General features: G+C 44.0%; 13 protein-coding genes. 7 read left to right on the top strand and 6 right to left on the bottom strand.

Annotation, left to right across the window (positions count from 1 at the left end; translation table 11 throughout):
- Positions 1-11: 11 nt before the first annotated feature.
- Positions 12-1,133, bottom strand: a complete 1,122-nt coding sequence (gene holB / locus ACRD7A_RS07990; protein WP_430810780.1) for a DNA polymerase III subunit delta' — start codon at positions 1,131-1,133, stop codon at positions 12-14.
- Positions 1,134-1,302: 169 nt separating this feature from the next.
- Here holB and ACRD7A_RS07985 point away from each other — a divergent pair, with 169 nt between their 5' ends.
- The 3 genes from ACRD7A_RS07985 to ACRD7A_RS07975 all read left to right on the top strand — a co-directional run bounded on the left by ACRD7A_RS07985 (position 1,303) and on the right by ACRD7A_RS07975 (position 3,848).
- The gene (locus ACRD7A_RS07985; RefSeq protein ID WP_430810781.1) at positions 1,303-2,082 is read left to right on the top strand and encodes a radical SAM protein; all 780 of its coding nucleotides are present in this window, start codon (positions 1,303-1,305) and stop codon (positions 2,080-2,082) included.
- Positions 2,083-2,105: 23 nt separating this feature from the next.
- Positions 2,106-3,188, top strand: a complete 1,083-nt coding sequence (locus ACRD7A_RS07980) for a glycosyltransferase (protein ID WP_430810782.1) — start codon at positions 2,106-2,108, stop codon at positions 3,186-3,188.
- A gap of 207 nt (positions 3,189-3,395) precedes the next feature.
- Positions 3,396-3,848 carry a hypothetical protein gene (locus tag ACRD7A_RS07975; RefSeq protein WP_430810783.1) on the top strand — a complete coding sequence of 151 codons (453 nt, stop codon included), beginning with the start codon at positions 3,396-3,398 and terminating at the stop codon, positions 3,846-3,848.
- Positions 3,849-3,953: 105 nt separating this feature from the next.
- Here the strand turns inward: ACRD7A_RS07975 and ACRD7A_RS07970 are convergent, their stop codons facing one another.
- The gene (locus ACRD7A_RS07970) at positions 3,954-4,844 is read right to left on the bottom strand and encodes an MCP four helix bundle domain-containing protein (RefSeq protein WP_430810784.1); all 891 of its coding nucleotides are present in this window, start codon (positions 4,842-4,844) and stop codon (positions 3,954-3,956) included.
- Between the two features lie 176 nt (positions 4,845-5,020).
- Between ACRD7A_RS07970 and ACRD7A_RS07965 the strand changes: the two genes are divergently transcribed.
- The 3 genes from ACRD7A_RS07965 to ACRD7A_RS07955 all read left to right on the top strand — a co-directional run bounded on the left by ACRD7A_RS07965 (position 5,021) and on the right by ACRD7A_RS07955 (position 8,078).
- Positions 5,021-6,844, top strand: coding sequence for an Ig-like domain-containing protein (locus ACRD7A_RS07965; RefSeq protein ID WP_430810785.1), 1,824 nt, complete (start codon positions 5,021-5,023; stop codon positions 6,842-6,844).
- On the top strand, positions 6,844-7,155 hold the full coding sequence (locus ACRD7A_RS07960) for an MTH1187 family thiamine-binding protein (protein ID WP_430810786.1): 312 nt from the start codon (positions 6,844-6,846) through the stop codon (positions 7,153-7,155). Before ACRD7A_RS07965 ends, ACRD7A_RS07960 begins: the two co-directional genes overlap by 1 nt.
- A 116-nt stretch (positions 7,156-7,271) precedes the next feature.
- Positions 7,272-8,078, top strand: coding sequence for a DUF3108 domain-containing protein (locus ACRD7A_RS07955; RefSeq protein ID WP_430810787.1), 807 nt, complete (start codon positions 7,272-7,274; stop codon positions 8,076-8,078).
- On the opposite strand, the gene ACRD7A_RS07950 is transcribed toward ACRD7A_RS07955, so the two are convergent.
- The 4 genes from ACRD7A_RS07950 to rnr all read right to left on the bottom strand — a co-directional run bounded on the left by ACRD7A_RS07950 (position 8,071) and on the right by rnr (position 12,755).
- Positions 8,071-8,880, bottom strand: coding sequence for an HAD family hydrolase (locus tag ACRD7A_RS07950; protein ID WP_430810788.1), 810 nt, complete (start codon positions 8,878-8,880; stop codon positions 8,071-8,073). The genes ACRD7A_RS07955 and ACRD7A_RS07950 overlap by 8 nt on opposite strands.
- 11 nt (positions 8,881-8,891) lie before the next feature.
- Positions 8,892-9,800: a homoserine O-acetyltransferase MetA gene (gene metA, locus ACRD7A_RS07945; RefSeq protein WP_430810789.1), complete on the bottom strand. Its 909-nt coding sequence runs from the start codon at positions 9,798-9,800 to the stop codon at positions 8,892-8,894.
- 39 nt (positions 9,801-9,839) lie between these two features.
- Positions 9,840-10,451, bottom strand: coding sequence for a TetR/AcrR family transcriptional regulator (locus ACRD7A_RS07940; protein WP_430810790.1), 612 nt, complete (start codon positions 10,449-10,451; stop codon positions 9,840-9,842).
- A gap of 132 nt (positions 10,452-10,583) precedes the next feature.
- Entirely contained in the window at positions 10,584-12,755 is a 2,172-nt protein-coding gene (rnr, locus tag ACRD7A_RS07935) for a ribonuclease R (RefSeq protein ID WP_430810791.1), read from the bottom strand.
- Positions 12,756-12,954: 199 nt separating this feature from the next.
- Between rnr and ACRD7A_RS07930 the strand changes: the two genes are divergently transcribed.
- Positions 12,955-13,779, top strand: coding sequence for a toxin-antitoxin system YwqK family antitoxin (locus tag ACRD7A_RS07930; RefSeq protein WP_430810792.1), 825 nt, complete (start codon positions 12,955-12,957; stop codon positions 13,777-13,779).
- Positions 13,780-13,807 lie beyond the last annotated feature (28 nt).

Genomic DNA, 13,807 nt, shown 5'->3' with positions numbered 1-13,807 from the left:
TGAATCGCACCTTACTGCTTGAGCAGCATTATTACTTTTAGGCACAAATCCATTAATATAATACGTGCATTCCCATTTTGTTCAAGATGAGAATGGGCTAAACTAAATTCTTCGCATAGCTGAAGCACGTTGCCATCGTTGATAAACGGAGCGAAACGTGCTGAGAAATTTTCTTCATCAGGAGTGAGGTACAACAGTTCCGGCTCCTGAATATTCATCATGAAATTTTCGCGTATGAGGCGCAGGGAAAAGTCAAAGAAATTTTTCTGACGCTCCTTTGATTGCCGGTTCATGTCATCGCACCAATCAATCAAATCAAAGAGTTTGCGGCCGTATGCCAAACGCATCATACTTACAAACTTATCAAAAAAATAAGTGCGTTCCTCATCCTGCTCCACAATTTCACATGCCGCCACGTAATTGCCACCCGCCAGCTTGGCAAAGTTGGCAGCCTCATCGGGGCTTACCCCATGTTGTGTTTGAAGCGCCCCGGCAATTTCTTCATTCGACAGTGGGGGCACGTTAAGGCGCTGTGCGCGGCTTTGTATGGTGCCTAATACATCGTTGGGATTGTCCGATACCAGCAGAAAGACAGTCCCTTCAGGCGGTTCCTCGAGTAATTTTAACAGTTTGTTAGCTGCTGCCAGGTGCATCTTTTCAGGCAACCAGATGATCATTACTTTGTATTTGCCTTCAAAAGTTTTTAGACTGAGCTTTTTTATAATTTCCTGACTCTCCTGGCTGTATATCAAGCCCTGCTTATCGGCGTCGAGATAATTAAACCACTGGCGGATATTGAAGTAGGGCCTGGATGAGACGAATTGTCGCCATTCGTTGATGTAAGTGTCACTCACCGGGTTTTTATGCTTGGTGCTTTTTACCACCGGAAACACAAAATGTAAGTCAGGATGCACCAAGCGAGAATACTTACGGCATGCCGGGCACTCGCCGCAGGAATCATTATCGTGCCGGTGCTGACAGTTCAGATATTGAGCAAATGCCAATGCCAGGTTGATTTTTCCTACACCGCTGGGGCCGCATAGCATTTGTGCATGGCTAACGCGGTTTTCCTGCACCATGCTTATCAAATGTTTTTTAACTCGTTCGTGTCCTATTACTTCGCTAAACTTCATGAAGTCACCTAAAATTCAAGTGATCAAAGATAATAATTTAGTTGGTTGTGAGAAATGCCTTGATGTTTTCCCCATGTTTGGTAAAAAGATCCTAGCAATGACTCAAATCATTGGCTTCTGACCATGTTATTAACACCCAATACACTAGATTTGCATAAAAAATTAGCGCATGTCTGTTTTTCTGTTTGATGAAATTGTATTTGGGCCGGTGAAGAGTCGTAGACTGGGTATCTCTCTGGGTGTGAATCTACTGCCGGTTAATAAGAAAATATGTTCTTTCGACTGCATTTATTGTGAGTGCGGTTTGAACGGGCAGCTGGGGGATAAGCGGGGTGAGATGCCCACCCGCGAGGCGGTAAAAGCAGCATTGGATAAGAAGTTAAAGGCCATGGGGCAGGAGGGGGTTAAGCCTGATGTGATTACCTTTGCCGGAAATGGTGAGCCTACCCTGCATCCTGAATTTAAGGCTGTGATTGACGACACCATTGCTCTTCGTAATGCACACTGTCCAGCGGCGCGCATTGCGGTACTCTCCAATGCATCCAGGTTAGATCGGCCTGATGTTGTGGAGGCTTTGAATAAAGTGGATGATAATATTCTAAAGCTCGATGCCGGTATTGAAACAACCATTCAGCAGCTGGATCAGCCCAACTATCCTTTTAGTCTGGAAAAGACCTTAGATCAGCTCTGTGCTTTTAAGGGGCGATTGATTATACAAACCATGTTTGTGCTGGGCGAGGTAGATGGTCAGATCATTGACAATACAGGTGATGCAGATATTCAGGCCTGGTTATCGGTGCTAAAAAGGATACAGCCGCGTAAAGTAATGATTTATACTATAGAACGTGACACGCCGCATCAAGGGCTCAGAAAAGTAGCGATTGAGCAACTAAAGGCCATTGCTGCCCGTGTGGAGGCATTGGGACTTGAGGTGTCTGTATCCGGCTAAGCTAGTCAAGACTTTTTAAAATAATGAGCATCTCTGGATCATACCGTCGCGTTGTGGTGAGTCCTCTAAACTGGGGACTAGGGCATGCTACACGTCTTGTTCCGGTGATCGATGGCTTGCTGCGTCAGGGGCATACGGTATTGCTGGCCGGTGAGGAACCTTCTCTGCATATTCTGAAAGAAGTTTTCCCCTCGCTGCTCAGCATCCCAACAAAAGGCTTTCAGGTTCGTTTGGCGGAAGGGCAGCGGCAGTGGCCTGTTTTGATAAAGCAGATTCCGTCGTTCTTGAAGTTTATGCTTAGGGATTATCAGCAGGTTCAACGCATTGTTAAAGAGTATGATATAGACCTTATTATCTCTGATAATCGTTATGGTTTTCGTAGCGGGAAGGTCAGTTCTGTTATTATCACTCATCAAACCCGACCTTATCCGGGTCAAAAGCTGGCCTTTCTTCGGCCTATTACCAACTTTATCAGCCGTTGCTTGTTATCACGCTTCGATGCGTGTTGGGTGCCGGATGCTAGTCCGCCAAATAATTTATCGGGCGATCTGTCCCGCGGTTTTGTAGGGCTTTCCATTCAGTATGTGGGTCTTGTCTCGCGATTGCAAGTGCCGATGTTTGCAAAATGCGCGGTAATAAAAGCCGATGTATTGCTTATACTGTCGGGTCCCGAGCCACAGCGCAGCCTGCTGGAGGATCTTTTGGTAGCCCGCTTTAAAGGCACGGGACGTCGAGCGGTGATACTCTGTGGACAGCCCAAACGCAGTATTAAGCACGAGGACAACCTTATTTTCCTGCCACACTGCGATTCTGCCCAATTGAAGTCGCTCATTTGTAATAGTGAACATATTATCTGTCGGTCGGGATATTCCACCCTTATGGATTTGATGGTGTGCAATAAACGAGCCCTGTTGATTCCTACCCCCGGGCAATTTGAGCAGGAGTACCTGGCAAGGCGTGCATCCCTCTATTTTGGTTTTCGCTGGATGCAGCAGGATGCCATAGAGGATTGTTCGCTCAGTGATATTTTATTTACGCAGCCGAAGGTGGTCAGTTCTCATGTTAAAAGTGTTTTTTGTCTTCCCGATTTACCTGCCTGCAACTAAGCGTGAGTAGCTTAAACCCATTTTTTCCAACTTGGTCAGCAGAATATATTGCCTCATCAATAAAATTGTAACCTTTAAGGCTTGTGTGAGTATTAGTAAGCGGAGCATCTGTCAAATGAAACATATCGGTTAAATGTTCATACGTCAATTGCTGAACCTATTCATAACCCAATCCGGAAGAGAGTTACGGATTAATAAAAAAATAAGATGACGCTAACGATATTATTGGTTCTTGTTTTGGGCTTTGCCCTCTGGTTTTGGAAAAAGGGATTAGTAAAGCTTGCTGAACATTGGGGTTCACAAGCTTTGGAGGCAATTTTGTTTCCCAATGGACAAGAGGATCGTGATTTTATTATGCACCGTTTGCAAGTAATCACAAAAAATAAATATAATGATGTTTTGTTGTTGGATTACTTCTTAAAGATAAAGGGCTTGCAGGTGGTGGATGTGCAAAAGCCGCTTAATTTTTGGACGCGTAAGTATTTGATGAGCCCCACCAAGCTAAGGTTGAATTATTTTGAGCAAGTAAAGTTTTACGAGGGTTTCCTGAATTATCCGGCAGCTTCGATGAAAGCTACCCCAAAGGCCAACCGGAAAAAAGAGTATATCACATCCGAGTCAGAAGAGAGCTTCTACTACAAGAAGCGAAAGCTGGCATAGCCGGCACAAATAAGAGAAGGCAAGTGGAATACAATCGCTGCTTGTCAGGAAAGAAAAACGGGAAGCACTGCTTCCCGTTTTTTATGAGATCGTTCCTTGTTAATTTTATTTTAATTCAAAAGTGTTGGTGCCAATGTTAAAGCCATCAACAAAAATGTCGACGGTGTAAATGCCTTTTAGTAACTCGCCATCGGCAGCTGGGTAGTAAATGCACACATCAACATCTTCGCCTCCGTATTCAAATTCGCGCTTGGCCGAGTAGTTGATTTCTTCATCTTCGTACTCAAATACATTGTCGAGGGAGGTGAGAAGAAGTGCCTCATCAGGTCGCAATATGCGTATGTAGATGCTTTTCATGCCCACCTGTGCTGTTATGTTTTTTTCTACGGTGCAGCAAACGCGAATTTTAGAAACGTTGCGGGCTTTTTTGGTGTCATTGCCCCTGGCATTGAGTCCGCTTACTTCAATATTTCGTGTTTCAAGTTGCGAGGCAATTTCAACCTTTTTATCCAACTTCTTTTTCTTCTGTTCCAGTTCTTTGTAGGACTCTGTTATTTTTTGATGTTCCTTACGGTACTGGATGTTTTCCTGTACCAGCTCCTCGTTGCGTCGGTTGAGCGAATCAATCTGCACCACAAAGTTTTTCATCACGCCACGCAGTGTTGATAGTTCTTTCTTATATTCCCTTATTTTATGGGCATTAGTGGCCTTGATGGTTTTTATCTCTTCGATGAGGTGTGTAATTTTTTCACGTTCCTGTTCAAGCATCAGGTTAAGGGTGTCGTTGTTGCTGTGCAAGGAATCATAGTCAGTTGCCAATGACTGAAACTCTTCGGTTAGCAATAGTTTTTCTTCCGTCATTTCCTCAACCACTGCCTTGTACTCTTGCCTGTTAGAGAGAAATAAGAACAACAAAATGGCAATGATCGCCAGAGCGATACCACCAATGATGTAAATTAATTTGTTCGATGTAGGCTTTCCCGTGTTATTATCCATAATCAAGCGTCTTCTAAAAAGTCAATGCGCAAAGTTATTATTTTTTAACGGCTCTGCAATGTGCGTTATTGGCCTTGTTGGCTAGCTATTTGGCATAGGAATAGTCTGTGGGGTTTTTTATTGTCGTGATAATGCATAATCTTTATAAATTTGTGAAGAATTTTAAAATCTCTGTTTTGAAGCAAAAGATATTTCAGCTCGTAGTGCTTATTGCCATATCGCAACTTTTTTGGTATTGCGCCAATGTAGGTATGCCTACCGGGGGCGAAAAGGATGAAACACCCCCGCGTGTAGTTAAGTCCATACCTAGCGCCAATGCACTTAATTACAAAAAGAAAACCATTTACATAGAGTTTGATGAGCTGATTCAGCTGAAGGATTACCGGAGCAAATTTATTGTGTCGCCACCGGTTAATGAGCAGCCTATTGTGGAAGCAAGGGGTAATAAACTGGAGGTGACTTTTGAAGAGGATCTTCAGCCCAATACTACTTACACGCTTGATTTTGCCGATGCCATTGTGGATAATAACGAAGGGAATGTGCTTGAAAACTATGCTTTTTCTTTTTCAACAGGCGAATACATCGATTCGCTTCAGGTGTCTGGTAATTTATATGATGCCGATGACTTGTCACCCTCGGAAGGCGTGCTGGTATATCTGCACAATAACCTGAACGATACTGCTATTCAGAAGTTAGTGCCTATCCGAATGGCCAAAACGAACGCGCAGGGGCGCTTTAATATTCGCAATGTGAGCCCCGGTAGATATCGTATCTATGCCCTGGATGATGCCAATAGGAATCATAAGTTTGATCAGCCCGGTGAATCAATGGCCTGGTCTGAAATAATTGTAGAGCCCGGCTTTGAGTATCGACAGTTCGCCGATACGATCCGTGTTGATTCACTGGAAACAGATTCAGTACACTATTACGAAAAACTGGTTTACACGCCGGATAGTCTTCTGCTGTTTAAGTTTCAGCACGACTATAAGGAACAGTACCTGCTGAGCGAAGAGCGCAAAGAGCGGGCAAAGCTGACCTACTACTTTAACCGTCCGCTTGAGGATGATGCTCGCCTGGCACTGACCGGACACGAGGAGAAGCAGGATGTGTTTATTATGGACCGGTCGCTTAATAATGATACCGTTACTTTTTGGGTGGCCGATAGCAGCTTTTACAATCAGGACTCATTGTCCGTGTCTTTAAGCTATTCAATGTGTGATTCGTTGGATCAGCTTTATACAAAGACGGATACCATTGCCATGTATTTCTTTGAAGTAAAAGATACCAAAAAGAAGAAGCGAAAAAAGGATGACGCACCTGAGCCGGTTCCTACTATTCAACTGCGCAATGTAAAGAGTAAGCTGGAAGTGTTTGGGGAGTATCATTTTTCGTTGCCAGCGCCAGCAACAAGTTTCAATACGCAAGCTATTACCCTGTTTAATCACAAGGACACCATTCCTGAGCAGGAAGATTTTGAACTGATTCATGACGAGCGTTCCATTCTTGATTACACCATCAGAAATGAGTGGGAGCCGGGTGTTAAGTATGAGATGATTATCGATTCGGCAGCTATCTACGATATTTATGGGCTGAACAATGATTCCATTAACCTGCAGTTTTCGGTGAAATCACTGGATAGCTATGGATTGATACGAATTCAGATACTAAATGCACAGGACGACTGGTTAGTGCAGCTATTGAATCGAAAGGAGGCTGTTGTGCAGCAGACTTACATACCCAACGAAAGTGGTAAGATTGGCTTTCGTTATATTAATCCTGGTGAGTACATGCTGCGTATCGTAGTGGATAAAAATAAAAATGGAAGGTGGGATAGCGGTGATTACTATGAACGAATACAGCCAGAGGCGATGATGTATTTCCCACGGCGCTTGAAGATTAGAAAAAACTGGGAGGAAGACTATAAGACTTGGGATCCAACATCGTTTAACGTCGATCAGTTCTCGAAACAGTTTCGCAAACCTAAGAAAAAAGAAGAGTAATGTCAGTACTACTTAATTTTGCCATGTTTCCCACCGATAAGGGCGACAGCGTGAGTGAATATGTGAGCCAGGTTATCGCTCATATTAAAGACAGTGGTCTTAATTATAAGCTAAATCCCATGGGTACTACCATTGAGGCAGATACTATGGCCGAGGCACTAAAGGTGGTGCAGGAAAGCTATGATATACTAGCGCCTGTTTCCAATCGTATTTATTGTTCAATCACTATTGATGCGCAAAAAGATAAAGGACAGCGCATGGCAGGTAAAATTGCCTCGATAGAGACCAAAATAGGGAAGGTGAATAAATAACTAGTGATTTAATTATACAAAGTTCATCGCTTAGGGAGATGCTGATAGTGGTGAAAAGTTGGAGTTTTCAGAAAAAGGCATTGTTTTTGATTAGAAGGCAGCCTAAATAATAGTTTATGCAGAAGTTGATTACGGCAGTTCTTCTAATGGTACTTACCATGCATGTTGGTGCGCAGTGTAAGGATACAAATACAGCCTTTAAAGCGGGTGAGCTTGTGCGTTACCATGCTTATTATAATTGGGGGTTTATCTGGATTAATGCCGGTCAGGTGTCTTTTGAGGTGGAGCCCACTACGGTGGATACCTCTCCGGCCTACCATTTGAAAGCACACGGAGCCACTTATAAATCCTACGATTTTTTGTTTAAGGTAAGGGATACTTTTGAAACCAAGGTGGATACTTTGCACCTGGAGCCCTATGAGTTTAAGCGGGTGACCAATGAGGGAAGCTATCATGCCAATTATTTATATCGCTTTAATCGTGAGCAGCGTAGCATAGTCGCTAGCATACAAAAGGAAAAGGAGCCCCAAAGAGATACCACCTTGCTGTGGAAAGATTGCTCCTTCGATTTGTTAACCATGGTGTACAAAGCCCGCAATATAGACTACGAACAATACCGTGAGAATGAGAAAATACCCATTAGCATGGTGGTGGATGGTGAAATTCATGATATCTATATCCGCTATCTTGGTAAGGAAACTATCAAAAACCGCGACGGCCGTCGTTTTCGTTGCCTTAAGTTTTCACCCTTGTTGGTTGAGGGTACCATTTTTAAAAGTGGTGAAGACATGACGGTTTGGGTAACCGACGATGCCAACCGTATTCCCATTGTTGTGGAAGCCAAAATTCTGATTGGTTCTGTGAAGGCTGTATTTGTAGATGCTGTCAATACCCGATATCCCTTATCGGCCGAGATTAAATAGTAAATCGATTCTGCCAATGGGCAAGGGGAGCTTCCCATACGTTCACCAGGCAATCGTATTGTGCCTTTAACTCATCAGGGGCATTGCTAACAACAAAGGAATTGTCAAAGGCATTGAGCATATCCAGATCGTTGTAGTCGTTGCCCACCACGGTGACGTTATGTTTGTCGATGTCTTCAATATAGCATACTTCCATTATTCCGCTGGCTTTCGACACATCCTTATGGAAACACTCCATCCAAATACTAGTGTTGTCAATGGGTGAGGTGGCTCTTACTACTTTAACGTCTTTCAGTTCTTTAGCAATGGTGTTGAAAGTATTCATATTGGGAATAAAAGCCAGTGTTTGTGTATAGTCGAGCAGGGGCACGCTTCCGTTGATTAGCTCAGCATGCGGTTGGTTAAATTCCAGATAGCGCTCAAAGTCAGGATGCGGGTCATTACCTTCCGGATGAAAGAACAGGTGGTTATCCGGTATGGGATGGTGCAGGGTGTATTCAATATGATGTTTTTGAAATACTTTCACCACCGCGCATGTTTTCTCATAGCCCAGGTGTCTGGTTAGGAGCAGTTTTTTTTCTTTCCAACAGTAGATGCCGGCTCCCGAAGAGAATACCAGGTAGTCGATGGGGAAGTCGTGAGGTAATACATTCAGGGCAGAGCATAGGGTGCGTCCGGTCGCCACTATACGAATCATGCCGCGTTCGCCCATCTGTATTAACGCCTGCACATCGGCTGTGTTAAAGTCGGCCTGACGGGCGAGTATGGTGCCGTCCAAATCAGTTGCAAAAAGCTCTTTCATTATTCCTCAATTTAATCAAGCCGGAAAGGGGTGGCCTGATACACATAATAGTTTAACCAGTTGGAGTAAAGTAGGCTGGCATGACTTCGCCAGAGTACCTGGGGCGCATTAGCCGCGTTATCGTCGGGAAAATAGTTGACCGGGAGGGCAGTGTTTAAGCCCTTTGCCAGATCACGCTCATATTCCTCCTTTAATGTTAAGGCATCATATTCTGAGTGGCCGGTAACAAATACCTGCCGTCGGTCTATCGACTGAATAATGTAAACCCCCGCCTCGTCAGAGTGCGACAAAACTTCCAGCCCCGGATGCTGATTAACTTCTTCTTCACCTACTTTTGTATAACGCGAGTGGGGGGCATGAAAAACGTCATTGAAGCCGCGCATCAGGGGTTCTTGCGGTTTTTCAACCGTGTGTTTAAAAACGCCGAATAACTTTTTACTCAGTTCATATTTTTTAATTCCGTAGTGATGGTATAAACCGGCCTGTGCACCCCAGCAAATATGGAAAGTATTGGTTACATTTTGTGTACTCCAGTCCATAATCTCAGTCAGTTCAGGCCAGTAGTTAACGTCTTCAAAGTTCATAAGCTCGACGGGCGCACCGGTGATGATCATGCCATCGTACTTATTGCTGCGCACTTCGTCAAATACCTTATAAAATGCATAAAGGTGTTCGCGCGGCGTGTTTTTCGATACATGGCTGGAGGTCATCAGGAAATCCACCTCTACCTGTAAGGGGCTGTTGGACAGCGCCCTTAGTAGATGTGTCTCTGTGGCTATTTTAAGGGGCATTAAATTTAGTATCAGTATTTTAAGTGGTCTTATGTCCTGATGTAAGGCCCTTGTTTCGCCGATGACAAATACGTTTTCACTCTCCAGTACATGGCGTGCCGGCAGTGCATCGGGTATTTTAATTGGCATAGCGTGGTAATCTTGTGTGGTGGTTAATGTTTTTGATGTTTATCGTTTAACGATGCCAAAAAATAAGATGTTCAAAATATTATCGATCTGCACCATGAAATCGTCAAAGTGATCCATGGCCTTAAAAAGTGGGCCTTCCAGACCCTTGAGGGCGATGGCAATGGCTACGGCAGCCATCTGAACGTTTTTCACCAAAAAGCTGTCATCCATCTGTCCTTCTTCAATGATGCGGGTGAGCAGCTGTGTTTCCTCTGCTTCTCCTTTCCCTCTTAATTTGTCGAAGAAATTATAGGCACCCGGTGTGTCATCCTTCAGTACCTTCATGTAATTCTCAAGCTGATGGATAGTTTTCATGCGGGTTACCACATATTCTTTCATCTTATCTTTGGCCGGTAGATCGGAGGCTACGACTTGATTCAGCTGATTAAACAGCATTTCTTTTTCCAGCTCAATTACCGCCTGGAAAATTTCCTCTTTATTTTTAAAGTAGTAGTACAACGAACTCTTGCCTTTGCGCAAAGCATTCGCTATATCTTCCATGGTTGTTTTCTTGTAACCGAACTTGGCAAATAACTCTCTTGCCGATTCAATGATAGCAACACGCATGCCATCGCTGTTGGTTTCCGAAGGGTACCCTACACCTACTGTCATCCCGATTTTTTTATTTTGTGGTTATTCCGCAAAATTAAAAATACTTTTTGCGGAATCAAAACCATTTTAATAATAGGTTCTAAAAAACAATTCGTCACCTACTTGACTATATACTACTTACAGATTGTCGAATTAATTAGTCGAATCGCTTTGTTTTTCAGCCAGAGCAAAATCCAGTTGTTTTTTCTCCAGATTAGCATTGGCAATTACAATATCTAATTGATCGCCCAACTGATATTTGCGGTTGTATTGGCGGCCAACAATGCAGTAATTTTCTTCGTCAAATACATAAAAATCATCGTCTAAATCGCGAATGGGTATCATTCCTTCGCATTTATTTTCAATGATTTCAACGTAGAGCCCCCACTCCGTAACGCCCGAGATAACCCCCGTAAACTCCTGTCCAATGTGGTCTTTCATAAACTCCACCTGCTTGTATTTGATGGATGCTCTTTCAGCGTCGGCAGCCCGTTGTTCCATATCCGAGCTGTGCTCACACATATCTTCATAGTCATCTTCATTTACCGATCGACCGCCATCCAGGTAGCGCTGTAGCAGGCGGTGCACCATCATATCAGGGTAGCGACGGATGGGTGATGTAAAATGGGTATAGTGCTTAAATCCAAGTCCGTAGTGGCCGATATTGTGTGTGGTATAAATGGCTTTGGCCATGGTGCGGATGGCCAGGGTCTCAATCATGTTTTGCTCCCCCTTGCCTTTTACTTCGTCCAGTAGCCTGTTTAGCGAGGCACTCACCGACTCTGTACCTTTGGGTAGGGCTTCGTAGCCAAAGCGTCGCACAAAGGATGCAAAATTTTCAAATTTGTCGGGATTAGGCACGTCGTGCACACGGTAAACAAAGGTTTTTGCTTTTCCGCGGCGCCCCTTGTCCATTTCTTTATTGCCAATGAGTTGAGCCACGTGTTTATTGGCCAGGAGCATAAATTCTTCTATCAGCTTATTGGCATCTTTCGATTCTTTAAAGAATACACTGATGGGCTTACCCTTGTCATCAATATTAAATCGAACTTCAACCCGCTCAAATCCAACCGATCCTGCTCTGAAGCGTTCTTCACGCAGAGCTTTGGCCAGCCTGTCGAGGGTGAGTATCTCATCGGACAGGTCACCCTTTCCTGTTTCAATAGTTTCTTGCGCCTCCTCGTAGGTAAAACGCCGATCGGAATTAATTACTGTTCGGCCAAACCAACTGTTGATTATATTGGCCTTGTCATCCATCTCAAACACGGCCGAGAAGCATAGTTTTTCTTCATTGGGTCGAAGTGAGCAGATGAAGTTACTCAGGCGCTCGGGTAGCATGGGTACCACACGATCTACCAGATAAACCGAAGTAGCCCGCTCGAAGGCTTCCTGTTCAAGTAAGGTCTTGGGCTCCACATAATGGGTTACATCGGCAATGTGAACGCCCACCTCCCAGTTGCCGTTATCCAGTTTTTGTACCGATAGGGCATCATCAAAGTCTTTGGCATCGGCTGGGTCGATGGTGAAGGTGGTCACTTGCCTGAAGTCGCGGCGTTTTTTTATTTCTTCTTGCGAGATAGTGGCATCAATGGTTTCTGCTTCATCAATTACCTGTTGAGGGTAGCGGTAGGGCAGGTTAAACTCAGCCAGAATGGCATGCATCTCGGCCTGGTTGTCGCCGGCATCACCCAATACATCAACTACTTCGCCAATGGGGTTTTTGGCACGTTCGGGCCACTCCACAATGCGTGCAACGGCTTTTTGTCCATCTTTAGCGCCCTTTAGTCCTCTCGCCGGGATAAATATGTCATGCGGCATCACACGGTCGTCAACAACCAGAAATGCCAGTCCACGCGAAACTTGCATTACCCCCACAAACGTTTCACGGCGGCGTTTCAATATTTCAACGATTTCTCCTTCGGGCTGTCGGTTGCGTCGTCGAGCATGCATAAATACTTTTACATGATCGCCATTTAGCGCATGGTTCATGTTATTGCGGGGGATAAAGATATCGCCACCTTCGTTTTCTTCGTCCGGAACAACGTATGCCGAGCCTGAGGCGGTCATGTCAACCACACCTGTTAGGGTGGAACCGCGGCTTAATAACTTATATTTGCCGGCCGCAACTTCTGTGAGGTAACCCGATTCAAAAAGTTCGTTAAGAATGATTTGAACTTGTTGCCGCCCAGTCTTCTTTTTTACCTCCAAGGTGGTGGATACCTGTTTGTAATTATAAGTTCGTTTGGGGTTATTGAAAAATAGTCCCTGTATTAATTGTCGAAGCTCACTTTTACGTGAGTGTTTTTTCTTTTTGCTTTTTCCCATTGTCTTTTTATTCTTGTTTAGGATGGGTTTGATTAGGCATGCATTTGAAGAGTTTCGCAGGTGCGAACACAATTTGCCGCTTTAATTAATCAAAGGTATAAAATTAATTTGGTTTCAAATTGTATTGCCTTTATGATAACCTTTTTGCCCTTATTACGGTATAAAAGATTTAGAACATAAGTTACACCACATCCAAAATATGAGAATGCGATACGCTTTTATAAATCTATTTCTGTTTTTTACAATTGGTGTCAGTGCGCAATCATTTGTGCTTTATCAGGGAGATACCATTAATGTTGTTGATCACCAAAATCGAAAGCAGGGGCTGTGGCTTTCTTTTAATGATAAGGGTGATAAGATTGTGGAGCAAGGTAAGTTTGTGAGTAATCAAAAAGAGGGTTTATGGATTACTTATTATCCCAATGGTAATGTAAAACATAGGATTAGTTATCAGGGAGGTAAGGCCATTGGTCCTGCTCAGTTTTATTACGAGAATGGTTTGTTGTCGGAAGAGGGCAACTGGCACATCGATCATTGGCAGGGCAACTACCGTTTTTACAATATAAGTGGCAGTTTGGCCTACGATTGGAATTATGATGAGGATGGGCAGCGTAGTGGTGCACAAAAATACTATCATGATAATGGAACCTTAAAATACTCGGGTGTTTGGAAAAAGGGTAAAGCCACAGGTACTTTAAGAATATATGATGACGGAGGACGCCTGATTACCGAGCGTGTGTACGATGATGGCGAGTTTCGGGAAAATGTGGCGGTAACGACGACCGTGCTTACCGATGAGCGCGCCCCACAGCAGGTAGCTGCCGTAGACCGAACGGTAGCGGAGTTTAATGGTACCGGGCAGCACACAGTGTACAACCTGAAAGGGCAGGCTGAAAAGCAAGGCTTTTTTGTGAATGGTAAAATTTTTACTGGCACGCACTCGTTCTATGATGAGGATCATCAGCTCATCAAAGTTGTGCATTATCAGAATGGTGACATTGTGAAAACCGAAGATAAGCTTTAGGACTATTTAAACCACAATTGGGTGCCAT

This window comes from Carboxylicivirga longa, assembly GCF_050589825.1.
Classification (GTDB): Bacteria; Bacteroidota; Bacteroidia; order Bacteroidales; family Marinilabiliaceae; genus Carboxylicivirga; species Carboxylicivirga longa.
Note: the sequence above shows the minus strand (reverse complement) of the source record. Positions and strands in the feature narration are given on the sequence as shown.